This is a genomic window from Lysobacter niastensis (genome assembly GCF_015453285.1).
Classification (GTDB): Bacteria; Pseudomonadota; Gammaproteobacteria; order Xanthomonadales; family Xanthomonadaceae; genus Lysobacter_J; species Lysobacter_J niastensis.
In genome coordinates, this window is record NZ_JADLZT010000001.1 from 581638 (window position 1) to 594041 (window position 12404).

The window sequence follows — 12404 nt, forward strand, 5'->3', positions numbered from 1 at the left end:
GGGTTGGGATGAGGGCAAAGATCAGTGCGCCGCCGGCGACAGCGTCAGCGCATGGCGCGTCTGCCCCGGCAGGAACGGCGTCGGCCGGCCGTGCACCCAGTCGTCGTGGCCCGCGCCCCAGAACGGCGACAGCGGATGGCCACTCTGACCGCCAGGCATGTGCGTGATGCCGTCGGCTTCGTGGCCCGGCGAGACGACCATGCGTTCGGACGCGCCGAAGTTCGGCCCCTGCACGCGCGGCATGCCGCTGTCGCCGGGCAGCGGATCGGCCGGCATGCACAGCGCCGGCTTGGCGAAACCCGGCAACGCCATCGCCAGCGGGTGGCAGATCTTCGCGGTGTTGCGTTCGCCCCAGGTACGGCCAGCCAGCGGGCCCTGCTTGGCGAGATCGTCACGCACCTCGCGTGCGGCGTCCTCGAACAGCGCGTCCCAGTTGGCGAAGCGGCGCGGCAGCAGGTTCATCGGACGCTGCGTCACCAGCGGCCAGGCCACGCCTTCGAACTGGCCCACGGTGGGCATCGTGAAGTCGTCGCCCATCGCGGCCTGCGCCGGCGCGGTGAGGCCGTCGAGCAGACGGTCGTGCACCGCTTGCCGCCATGCGCGCACGATGCGGTAGCTCACCGAATCGGCGCTGGCGCGGCCCTGCCAGGTGTCCGCCGCTTGTGCGAGCGAGTGCAACGCGGACGTGGTTTCCTTCGTCCCCTGTTCGCGCAGCAGTTGCCACCAGCGCGCGAGGAACAGTGCGCGGTCGTCCAGCTGGATCGCGAGCAGGTCGCGTTCGGTCAGCGTCTTCTTCGAGAACAGGTCGTCGCGGATCTGCCGCGCGCGCGCGCCGTTGGCGTAACCGCCGTCGCCGATGCGCGCGAGCAGCCCGTCGTCGACGACGCGTGCGTTGGCGGTCCACAGGCGTTGCAGCGAGCCCGCGCGCAGGCCGATGCCGTTGGCCGTCGTCAACGTCCACGGTGCACACGAACCGTTCGCCATGATCATCGCGCTGTCGCACGATGCCTGGCGCTGCGGTGCCGGGCCCAGCAGGCGCCAGGCGATGCGGCCGCTGCGGTCGCCGATCACCAGGTTCTGACCGGGAATCGCGGTGTCGTCGGCCATCGCCAGCGCGTCGTCGAGCGCATGCGCGTGAAGGAAATCGGCCAGTCCCAGGGTGAGCGAGCCGGGCAGGTGCGCGACCCAGCGCAGCGACAACGCAGTGCCATCGGCATTGCGATGCAGGATCGGGCCCCAGGCGGTTTCCTCCACCGGGAAAACGACGTCGTCCTGTCCGGCGACGCGGATGTGCTCGTTGTAGGTGCGGCGTGCGGTGCAGGGTGCCGGGCAGGCCGGTTCCTGCTGCCAGTCGAGCCAGTCGCCGTAGCTGTTGGTGAAGCCCCACGCGACCTGGCCGTTGCTGCCGACCACCAGTGCCGGCAGGCCGGGCAGGGTGAAGCCGGTGGCGTCGACGCGGCCGCCGACGGCGCGTGCATCGGCATAACGCAGGCGTGCGCGGAACCAGATATTCGGCGCGCGCAGGCCCAGGTGCATGTCGTCGGCGATGATCGCGCGGCCATCGCGCGTGACCTCGCCGGAGACCGCGAAGTTGTTGCTGCCCACGTCGGACAGCTGCGGGATGTCGTGATCCTTCTCGCTGGCCGGCGCAGGCAGTTTGCGCAGGTCGATGGCCAGCGCATCCGGCAGGGCGGCATCGCCGCGCGGTCTGCCCGCGATCGGTGCGTCCCAGCTCGTGCCATCGCGGGCGAGCAGGTCGTAGAGCGGTCCCGGTAGGTGCGGTCGCAGGCGCGACATCGCGAGCTCGCGCTTGTTCTCCGAATCCTGTAGATCGAAGTACATCGCATAGCCGGTCAGTGCCGTGTCTTCCAGCCGCCACGGCGCCGGTTGCTTGCGCAGCAGCAGGTAAGGCCAGGGCCGGACCTTGAGGCTCCCCAGTCCAGCGTTGATGCCGTCGGTGTAGGCCTGGGCCATCGTGCGATGGCGTCCGAACGCGCTGTCCAGGTGCTGCACGACGCGGGCACGCATGCGGTGGACGCGGTGCTCCTTGTCGGTGTCGATCGCGATCGGGCCGAACAGCTCGGCGAGTTCGCCCGCGGCGGTACGCCGCAGCAGGTCCATTTCGAAGTAGCGCTCCTGCGCGTGCACGTAACCCAGTGCGCGCATCGCATCATTCTCGTTGGCGGCCTCGATCGTGACAACGCCGAGCGCGTCGCGGCCGACGGTCACCGGCGCCGACAGGCCGGGCACGGCGAGTTCACCGTCCAGCGGCGGCAGGCTGCCTCGCAACAGCCACCAGATGGCCACGAACAACGCCAGCAGCAGCACCAGCAGCACCAACAGGCCGCGCTTCAAAAAAGTCCAGGCAATGCGTTTCGACATGAGCGTCCTCCCCAACTTGCGAGCTTAGCCGAAGCCGAACCGGCGCCTCAGGCCAAGGGAGGGGGGCGGGCCGGACACTTGCAACCGGCGTCCTGGTGAAGCAGGATCGGCCCATGCCCCTCGTGCCCGCCCATTTCAACGCGACCCCTGCCGCCCTCCGCGGCGGCCTGTCCGTGGCCGGCACCGTGAACAGCGCGACCAATAACAATCGCAATAACGCCAGCCTCCCGCGGGCCGGCGATTAGCGCGCGCAACACAGACACGCTCAATCGCTCACGAAGCCCGCACTGCGAAGTGCGGGCTTCTTCGTTTTCGGCTTCGCAAACCCCTCAGACGATCCAGCCCCCAAGGAGTCCAGCATGTGTTCCATCCTCGGCATCTTCGGCCTGCACCCCGATGACGACCTCCAGGCGCTGCGCCGGCGCGCGCTCGAACTGTCCCAGCGCCAGCGCCATCGCGGCCCCGACTGGAGCGGCGTGTATGCGGACGAGAACGCGATCCTCGTCCACGAGCGTCTGGCCATCGTCGATCCCGCCGGCGGCTCGCAGCCGCTGCGCTCGGCCGACGGCGATCTGGTGCTCGCGGTCAACGGCGAGATCTACAACCACCGCGAACTGAAGCTGCAACTGGCGCAGCCGTACGCCTTCCAGACCGGGTCCGACTGCGAAGTGATCAACGCCCTGTATCGCGAGCGCGAGGACGTCGGCGCGTGGCTCGACGGGCTCAACGGCATCTTCGCGTTCGCACTGTGGGACAGCGCGCGTGGCCGTACCCTGATCGCCCGCGACGCGATCGGCGTCTGTCCGCTGTATTGGGGCCACGACCGCGACGGCCGCCTGTGCGTCGCCTCGGAAATGAAAGCGTTGTCCGACACCTGTGCCGATGTCGCCCAGTTCCCACCCGGCCACTACTACGACAGCACGACCGGGGAGCTGGTCCGCTATTACCAGCGGACATGGCGCGACTACCAGGCGACGCAGGGCGTCGAAGTGGCGAAGCAGGAGCTGCGCGAGGCCTTCGAGCGGGCGGTGCACCGGCAGCTGATGAGCGATGTGCCATACGGCGTGCTGCTGTCGGGCGGACTGGATTCCTCGCTGGTGGCCGCCGTCGCCGCACGTTACGCACGCCGCCGCATCGAGGAGGACGACCAGAGCGAAGCCTGGTGGCCGCGCCTGCATTCGTTCGCGATCGGGCTGCAAGGCTCGCCCGATCTCGCCGCGGCCGAAGTCGCGGCAAAGGCGCTGGGCACCGTCCATCACGGCTTCACCTACACCTTCGAGGAAGGACTCGACGCGATTCCGGAGGTGATCCGGCACGTCGAGACCTACGACGTCACGACGATCCGGGCGTCCACGCCGATGTTCCTGCTGGCGCGGCGGATCAAGGCGATGGGCGTGAAGATGGTGCTGTCGGGCGAGGGCAGTGACGAAGTCTTCGGCGGTTACCTGTACTTCCACAAGGCGCCGGACGCGCGCGAGTTCCATGACGAGACCGTGCGCAAGCTCGACGCCCTGCACAACTACGACTGCCTGCGCGCCAACAAGTCGATGATGGCCTGGGGCGTGGAACCGCGCGTGCCGTTCCTGGACGTGGAGTTCCTCGACGTCGCGATGCGAATGGACGCACGTTTCAAGATGGCCGGTCCGCAGCCGGACGGCACGCAGCGCATCGAGAAGGCGATCCTGCGCGAGGCGTTCGAAGGCTATCTGCCCGATTCGATCCTGTGGCGGCAGAAGGAGCAGTTCAGCGACGGCGTCGGCTACGGCTGGATTGACGGCCTGAAGGCGCACGCACAGGCGCAGATCAGCGACCGCGTGTTCTCCGCGGCGGCGCACCGCTTCCCGATCAACACGCCGCAGACCAAGGAGGCCTACTTGTACCGCCATATCTTCGAGCAGTTCTTTCCCAGTGCGGCGTGCGCGGACACGGTGCCGGGCGGGAAGTCGATCGCGTGTTCGTCGCCGGCGGCGATCGCCTGGGATGCTGCGTTCGCGAAGATGGCCGATCCGTCGGGGCGTGCGGTCGCGGGAGTGCATCAGGCGACGCTGGGTTGATTGCTCGCGCCTAGGCTGCGCGAAGCGGTCTTTCACCGTTCGTCCTGAGCGTAGGCGCTCGCGCCGGAGTCGAAGGATGAGCGGGGGCTAGCCTGGACCGTCCACCCTTCGACTCCGCTGCGCTACGCTCAGGGCGAACGGTGTTGGTGAGCTGCCCGGGCAAAAGGCCTCAGCGCCGATCGAGCCGGTACACCACCGTGTCCAGCGCGGTCACGCCCTCGGCGATGAAGGCCGGCTGCTGCTCGAGGATGTCGCGGCGCTCCAGCGTCGCGATATCCCATTCGCGGCCGAACAACTCGCGCACTTCCTGCTCGCGCACGCAGAACGGAGGGCCGTTCTTCTCGTGCTGCGGATACTCCAGCGTGATCAGCAGACCGCGGCAGTTCGCGGGCAGGCGGGCGTAGAGTTCATGCACATAACGCTGACGCATCGGCGGCGGCAGCGCGATCAGCGCAGCGCGGTCGAACACGGCCGCGCAGTCCGCCAGCACGGTTTCATCCAGCGCAAAGGCGTCGCCGCAGATCAGTTCGATGCCGTCGGCGACGTGGTGCCGTCCATAGCGCGATTGGTGCACTTCCGGCGACAGGCCTTGCGAGGCGAAGAACTGGTCGATCGCCAGTTGCGACAGTTCGATGCCGAGCACGCGCAGGCCCTGCGCAGCCAACCACGCCATGTCCAGCGTCTTGCCCGCCAGCGGCACGAACACGCGGTTGCCGGGTGAGATGCCGAGCGAATCCCAGTGCTTCAGCAGCAACGGCGTCGGCTTGTCCTGGTGGAAGCCGATCTGCTGGTCGTGCCAGCGCTGGTGCCAGAAATCCGGTTCCATGAGTTACCGCTTTTCCTTGCCCGTCATCCCCGCGAAGGCGGGGATCCAGTGGCGTTGCTTTGTTTTGTTTTAGACATCGGCCATGCGACGGGATCAAAGTCCCTGGATCCCCGCCTTCGCGGGGATGGCGAGCCGGGGCTTTACTCGACCGCCAGGGCTTCGACCTTCTGCCACCCACGCGGCAGCAGCCCACCGCGGCTGGCGCGTGCGCCGAGGTAGGTGTCCAGGTCCTTCCACGACAGCGACATCGAGCGCGTGCCCGACTTCACGCTGAGTGTCGTGCCGGGCGAGACCACGGCCACCGCGACCACGCGTTCGGTGCCGAGCTTGGCCTTGGGGATGTCGATCAGCTTGTTGCCCTTGCCCTTGTCGAGCTCCGGCAGTTCACCGACCGGGAACGCCAGCAGGTGTCCGACGTTGGTGACAACCACTATCCGGTCCTGCTCGACGTCGGCGACCGGCGCCGGCTGCACGACCTTGGCGCCCGGCGTCAGCGACAGCATCGCCTTGCCGGCCTTGTTGCGTCCGGTGAGGTTTTCGAAGCGGGTGACGAAGCCGTAGCCGTGGCTCGACGCGAGCACGAAACGCGTGTCGTTGTCGCCGCTGGCGAGGGCCTGGAACGAGGCGCCGGGCGCCGGCGAGAAGCGGCCGGTGAGCGGTTCGCCATTGCCGCGCGCGGAGGGCAGCGAATGCACGACGGTGGAATAGGAGCGGCCGGTCGAGTCGAGGAACGCGACCTGCTGCGTGCTGCGGCTCTTCGTTGCGGCCAGCAGTTCGTCGCCTTCGCGGTAATTCAATCCTGCGGCGTCGATATCGTGACCCTTGGCCGCGCGCACCCAGCCCTTCTCGCTCAGCACGACGGTCATCGGCTCGCTGGCGACCAGCTCGGTCTCCGACAGCGCCTGTGCCGCGCCGCGCGCGACCAGCGGCGAAATGCGGGCGTCGCCGAACTTCTTCGCGTCGGCCAGCAGTTCGTCCTTGATCAGCTTCTTCAGCTTGGCCTTGCTGTCGAGCGTGGCGATGAGGCGGTCGCGCTCCATCTCCAGGTCGGCCTGTTCGCCGCGGATCTTCATCTCCTCCAGGCGCGCCAGCTGGCGCAGCCGGGTTTCGAGGATGTAGTCGGTCTGTTCCTCGCTGAGGTCGAAGCGCTTCATCAGCACCGGACGCGGCTCGTCCTCGGCGCGGATGATGCGGATCACCTCGTCGAGGTTGAGGAAGGCGACCAGCAGGCCGTCCAACAGGTGCAGGCGACGCTCGACCTTTTCCAGACGATGCTTCAGGCGGCGCACGACGGTGTCGGTGCGGAAGCTCAGCCATTCGCTGAGCAGCGCCTTCAGGCCCTTCACCTGCGGGCGGCCGTCCAGGCCGATCACGTTGAAGTTGACCCGGAAGCTCTTCTCCATGTCCGTCGTGGCGAACAGGTGGCCCATCAGCTGGTCGGCATCGATGCGGTTGCTGCGCGGGATCAGCACGATGCGGGTCGGGTTGGCGTGGTCGGATTCGTCGCGGATGTCCTCCAGCCACGGCAGCTTCTTGGCGCGCATCTGAGTGGCGATCTGCTCGATCACCTTGCCCGGCGACGCCTGGTACGGCAGCGCCGTGATGACGATGTTGGCGCCGTCCTTCACGAAGGTGGCGCGGGCCCGGACGCTGCCAAGGCCGCTTTCGTACATCGCGAGCAGGTCCGATCGCGGCGTGATGATCTCCGCCGCGGTCGGGTAGTCCGGGCCCAGCACGTGCTCGCACAGGTCGCGGGTGGTGGCATCGGGATCGTCGAGCAGCCGCACGCAGGCGCTGACGACCTCATTGAGGTTGTGCGGCGGCACGTCGGTGGCCATGCCGACCGCGATGCCGGTGGTGCCGTTGAGCAGCAGGTGCGGCAGGCGCGCGGGCAGCCAGGTCGGCTCTTCGAGCGTGCCGTCGAAGTTGGGCGTCCAGTCGACAGTGCCCTGGCCGAGTTCGCCCAGCAGCACTTCGGCGATCGGGGTCAGCTTCGATTCGGTGTAGCGCATCGCCGCGAACGACTTGGGATCGTCGGTCGAGCCGAAGTTGCCCTGGCCCTCGACCAGTGGGTAGCGGTACGAGAACGGCTGCGCCATCAGCACCATCGCCTCGTAGCAGGCGCTGTCGCCGTGCGGGTGGTACTTGCCGATGACATCGCCGACGGTGCGCGCCGACTTCTTCGGCTTGGAGGCCGCGTTGAGGCCCAGTTCGCTCATCGAGTAGACGATGCGGCGCTGAACCGGCTTCAGCCCGTCGCCGAGAAAGGGCAGGGCGCGGTCGAGCACCACGTACATCGAGTAATCGAGGTAGGCGCGCTCGGCGTATTCGCGCAGCGGGATCTGTTCGAAGCCGTGGAAGACCGGACGGACGGTGTCGTTCATGGAGCGCAGCGGACTCGGAAAAAGTTCTCGGGCGATTCTAAGGTGCCGGGCGGCTCAGCGATGCAGTTCGCCGGCGGACTCGGGCTGGTAGCGGATCGAAAGCACCTGCAGGCGCAGCGTGCCGCCCGGTGACGGCCATTCGATTTCGTCGCCGACGCGCAGGCCCAGCAGCGCGCTGCCGACCGGGGCGAGGATCGACACCTTGTCCGGGCTGCCATCGGCATCGCGCGGATAGACCAGCGTCAGTTCGCGCTCTTCGCCGGCCCCGTGCTGGCCGTCGGCGATGCGGAAGCGGGCGGTCGAGTTCATGGTGATCACGTCGGACGGCATCTGCGCCGGCTCGATCACTTCGGCGCGGTTCAGTTCGGCCTGCAAAGCCGTGGTGTCGATGCCCTCGACCGCAGGCTGATCGAGCAGGGCTTCGATGCGCTCCACGTCCAGGCGCGACAGCAGCAGCGGCGGCAGGTTGGCAAGGCTCATGCGGATCTCCAAAGCAGCGCGGGCGACGCACCGGGTGCGCCGCCCGCATAGTTATTTGATGTCTCACGACCATAGCCCCGATGCGCGGGTGCTTCAAGCCGGAGCGCGTTCCGCGTTCATGAGAACCGGCCCGCATTGGCGTTTTCTGGCGCCTCGGGTCCGGCGACGAAACTTTCTCCAACTCTTTTGTCACAAGGCGTTGACAACACCCCCGACGCACTGCAACATACGCGGCCTCGCAACGGCTCACGCCGAAGCGGAAGGCCCAGGTGGCGGAATTGGTAGACGCACTAGTTTCAGGTACTAGCGGGTAAAACCGTGGAGGTTCGAGTCCTCTCCTGGGCACCACTATTCAGAACAAACCCCTGAGAAATCAGGGGTTTGTTTTTTTGTGCGTCCGGGTCCGGCCCAGGAGGGCGCGACGCATTGTCCGCTTGCGATCCGGAACCGCCGGGCAAGCCGGGATGCACTCGCATGCGACCGATCGATCGACATTCGATCGACATGCATTGCGGCGCGTTGGCGTTGCCGCGCGACCGCATCGATAACGACGCCGTCGCATCCCGCGGGCGCGAACTAATTCCTCATCCCTCAAAGGGCGCCGCGCCGGCGTGCCGCACGAGGCGACACGCCGACGCGTACAAGAGCTGCCGGTATCTCCCCCGAGACCGGCAACCCCTCCCACCGGGTCACGCTGACGAACGCTGGTGCGATGCACCGCGTCGTACAGCGCATTGTGTTGGGCGTAGCAGTGATGGTCGTTCGCGGCGTCAGCCGCGGCGGCCCGACCAATGGATGTGGGTGATCTTCCAGCCGGCATTCGTCCGCGCGAGCAGCATCGTCTCGATCACCACTTCACTCGGACCCTGCGCGGTGGCTGCCGAACGCAGGCGCTTTTCACTGAGCACCCAGGCGGCATCGGTGCCGGCGTGGGTGTCGCGGCGCACGAGTTCGCGCTGGACCGTTCTCAATGCGGCGGAATCGCCTTTCGCGGCGCCGTCGATGTAGCTGTCGCGCTGGCCAAGCACCAGGCCGTTGGCGATCACGACGGCATCGGGCGACATCAGCTGGCGCGCCGCATCGAGTCGCCCGCTGACCAGCGCGTCCATGAAGGAGTCGACCACCTGCGCGGCTTCGTCGGCAACGGGCGACGGGCGGGACGGCTGGGGGGCAGGCGACCACGCGAGCGCAGGCGCGCCGGCGACGGTGACCAGGGCGAGGGAAGCGGCGAGAAGCAGACGGCGCACAGGCGGTTACCACGGGCTTGGGGGAGGTGCCATTGGGCAATGCCGCGGGCCCCCGCGCCCCCCCCAACGCAGGGGGGAGTCAGCACCTGGGAGCGAAAGCAAAGTCGAGCGGTTGGTGCCGGAGGCCCGACGCATGCCCGGCCGTTGCCGATCCGTTTATTTCTGGGGAATTTTTTTCGTGAAAACTGCTCGTCACGCGCGTTCCAAGACCCTCAACCGCGCGAATCTCACCGCTTCTCTGCTGGTCGCCATGGGCCTGGCGCCCACGATCGCCATGGCGCAGGACTGCGCGACCGCCACCGTGGGTCAGACCCAGTGCGCCGGCGCCACCGCGACCGGCGCCTTCGCCACCGCCGTCGGCAACCTGGCCAATGCCAGTGGCAACAACAGCTCCGCCTTCGGCAACAACGCCCGCGGCATCGGCAACAACAGCTCCGCCTTCGGCAACAACACCACCGCCGGCAGCGCGACCGCCGCCAACGCCACCGCCGTGGGCAACGGCGCCAGCGCCACCGGAAACAACAGCTCGGCATTCGGCAACCTGGCCAATGCCAGCGGCAACAATTCCACGGCGTCCGGCAACAGCAGCATCGCCAGCGGCACGGACAGCTCGGCCTACGGCAGCAACTCCAAGTCCTACGCCAACCAGTCCGTCGCCGTCGGCGCCAACGCCTCGGCCGGCGTCGCGACCCCCGACCCCCTCAACCCCGTGGCCAAGGCCACCGCAGTGGGCTACAACGCCAGGGCCTGGGGCAACGAGTCCGTCGCCGTGGGCCAGGGCTCCCAGGCGACCCAGAAGTACGCCACGGCGGTCGGCGGCGGCGCCCGTGCCACCAATGCCTACGCCACCGCCATTGGCAATGGCGCGCGCGCGTCGGGCGTCATGAGCGCGGCCATCGGCCCCTACAACGAAGCGACGGGCAAGTTCGCCATCGCGATGGGCGTGGATTCGCATGCCATGCAGGACAACACCCTGGCCATCGGTTCGTATGCCCGCGCACTGAACAAATACGCCATCTCCATCGGCACCGGCGCGTACTCCACGGGTGCCTTCTCGATGTCGATCGGCAACGAGGCGTTCGCCAACGGCTTCGACGCGGTGGCCGTTGGCTATGCCGCGGGCGGCATCGGCGACGAGTCCATCGCCATGGGCTCCTACTCGTGGGCGTCGGGCATGTCCGGCGTCGCGATCGGTTACCTGTCGACCGCGGCCGAGGACTACACCTCGAGCCTCGGCTCGCGTGCCAACGCCTACAGCTTCGCCAGTACCGCGGTCGGTGCGTACTCCAATGCCTTTGGCCGCTTCAGCAATGCCACCGGCGCGTATGCGTGGACGGCCGGCGACTACGCCTCCGCCAGCGGCGCCTACAGCCGCGCGCTGGGCAAGATGAGCATCGCCGACGGCCCCTACGCCGAGGCGCATGGCGACAACAGCACCGCGGTTGGTTCCTACAGCACCGCGGTAGGCAGCTTCAGCACGGCCATCGGTTCGCTGGCCGTCGCCGGCGGCATTTCGAGTACCGCGCTGGGTGACACGGCCAACGCGCAGGGCGACTACAGCAGCGCCGTTGGCGCCTACAGCTCCGCCGCCGGCATCGGCAGCAACGCGACCGGCTACTACGCTACGGCGATGGCCGACGGCGCTTCGGCGATCGGCATGAACGCCTTCGCGATCGGTGAGAACAGCGCCGCGCTGGGTTACAACAGCAGCGCACTGGAAGACGACAGCGTCGCCATCGGCGCGTACTCGGTGGCCGACCGCGCCAACACCGTGTCGGTGGGTTCGGCCGGTTACGAGCGTCAGATCACCAACGTCGCCGCCGGTACGCAGGACACCGATGCCGTCAACGTGGGCCAGGTGAACAACATGCTGGTCGCGATGGGCGCCAGCAATGTCGCCCAGCTCAACACCGTCGCGGCAGCTTTTGGCGGTGGCTCGTCGATCGACATCAACGGCCTGCTGGGCATGCCGAACTACGTCATCCAGGGCAGCAGCTACTTCAACGTCGGCGATGCGTTCAGCGCGCTGGATGGTTCGTTCACCAACCTCAGCTCGGCGTTCACCAGCCTGTCCGATCGCGTGCTCGGCCTCGAGCAGACCCCGGGTCTCGGCATGCCGGTCGGCTCCGGCACCGGCCTGGCACTGGGCGAAGGCAGCCACGCGCAGGACAGCAACGACGTTGCCCTGGGCAGTGGCGCGAATGTCCACGCCGAGGGCAGCGTCGCGGTCGGCGCCAACAGCGTGATCGACGCGGCAGCGACGAACGCCGTTGCGGTCGGCGCCGACACGCACGTCACCGCCGCATCGGGTACTGCGATCGGCCAGGCCGCCACCGTCACCGCCAATGGTGCCGTGGCGATCGGCCAGGGCTCGGTGGCCGACCAGGCCAACACCGTGTCGATGGGCAACGCCACGCAGCAGCGCCGTGTGACCAACGTCGCCGCCGGCACCGCCGCGACCGACGCCGCCAACGTCGGCCAGGTGCAGGCTGCCAATGCGCAGACGCTGGCTTCCGCCAACGCCTACACCGACACCACTGCGACGCAGACGCTGACCCGCGCCAACACCTACACCGATACCAAGCTGCAGACGTTGAACGACCAGTTCACCAACCTCAGCAACGACATCGGCCTGCGCCTGACCGAACAGGACGAGCGCATCGACCGCGAGGGCGCGATGAACGCCGCGATGATGAACATGGCGATCAACGCGGCCAACAGCCGCAGCGAAAACGGCCGCATCGGCGTCGGTGCCGGCTGGCAGAACGGCGAGGGTGCGCTCTCGGTCGGTTACTCGAAGGCCATCGGCGAACGCGCGTCGTTCTCGATCGGCGGTGCCTTCAGCAGCGACGACCAGTCGGCCGGTGTCGGTTTCGGTATCGACCTGTAAGCAACCACGACGGGGGGCCCCCCAGCCGGGGGCCCCCCCCCCCCCCCCCCCCCCCCCAAAAAAAAAAAAAACCGGAATAACCCCCACCCCCAGGAGGGCCGCGCCAGCGCCCCCCCGGTAGGCCCCCCCCCCCGCGCCCAG

The 12404-nt window shown here is 68.0% G+C and carries 8 protein-coding genes and 1 tRNA gene; 4 read left to right on the forward strand and 5 right to left on the reverse strand.

Annotated features, from left to right (window positions below):
- Positions 1-21: 21 nt before the first annotated feature.
- On the reverse strand, positions 22-2382 hold the full coding sequence (locus IU514_RS02685; protein ID WP_194929500.1) for a penicillin acylase family protein: 2361 nt from the start codon (positions 2380-2382) through the stop codon (positions 22-24).
- Between the two features lie 113 nt (positions 2383-2495).
- Here IU514_RS02685 and IU514_RS19075 point away from each other — a divergent pair, with 113 nt between their 5' ends.
- Together IU514_RS19075 and asnB are read left to right on the forward strand one after the other, a co-directional pair.
- The gene (locus tag IU514_RS19075; RefSeq protein WP_267464028.1) at positions 2496-2627 is read left to right on the forward strand and encodes a hypothetical protein; all 132 of its coding nucleotides are present in this window, start codon (positions 2496-2498) and stop codon (positions 2625-2627) included.
- Between the two features lie 114 nt (positions 2628-2741).
- Positions 2742-4436 (forward strand): asparagine synthase B, encoded by a 1695-nt coding sequence (gene asnB / locus IU514_RS02690; RefSeq protein WP_194929501.1) that lies wholly within the window; start codon positions 2742-2744, stop codon positions 4434-4436.
- A 169-nt stretch (positions 4437-4605) separates the two neighbouring features.
- Here asnB and IU514_RS02695 read toward each other — a convergent pair whose 3' ends face one another.
- The 3 genes from IU514_RS02695 to rnk all read right to left on the reverse strand — a co-directional run bounded on the left by IU514_RS02695 (position 4606) and on the right by rnk (position 8126).
- Positions 4606-5262, reverse strand: coding sequence for a thiopurine S-methyltransferase (locus IU514_RS02695; protein ID WP_194929502.1), 657 nt, complete (start codon positions 5260-5262; stop codon positions 4606-4608).
- A gap of 140 nt (positions 5263-5402) precedes the next feature.
- Positions 5403-7646 carry a DNA topoisomerase IV subunit A gene (gene parC, locus IU514_RS02700; RefSeq protein ID WP_194929503.1) on the reverse strand — a complete coding sequence of 748 codons (2244 nt, stop codon included), beginning with the start codon at positions 7644-7646 and terminating at the stop codon, positions 5403-5405.
- A gap of 54 nt (positions 7647-7700) precedes the next feature.
- The gene (gene rnk, locus IU514_RS02705; protein WP_194929504.1) at positions 7701-8126 is read right to left on the reverse strand and encodes a nucleoside diphosphate kinase regulator; all 426 of its coding nucleotides are present in this window, start codon (positions 8124-8126) and stop codon (positions 7701-7703) included.
- 263 nt (positions 8127-8389) lie between these two features.
- Here rnk and IU514_RS02710 point away from each other — a divergent pair.
- Positions 8390-8474, forward strand: a tRNA-Leu gene (locus tag IU514_RS02710).
- Positions 8475-8896: 422 nt separating this feature from the next.
- On the opposite strand, the gene IU514_RS02715 is transcribed toward IU514_RS02710, so the two are convergent.
- Positions 8897-9373, reverse strand: coding sequence for a nuclear transport factor 2 family protein (locus IU514_RS02715; protein ID WP_194929505.1), 477 nt, complete (start codon positions 9371-9373; stop codon positions 8897-8899).
- Positions 9374-9551: 178 nt separating this feature from the next.
- Between IU514_RS02715 and IU514_RS02720 the strand changes: the two genes are divergently transcribed.
- Complete coding sequence (locus tag IU514_RS02720) at positions 9552-12263, forward strand: YadA-like family protein (RefSeq protein WP_194929506.1); 2712 nt, start codon at positions 9552-9554, stop codon at positions 12261-12263.
- Positions 12264-12404 lie beyond the last annotated feature (141 nt).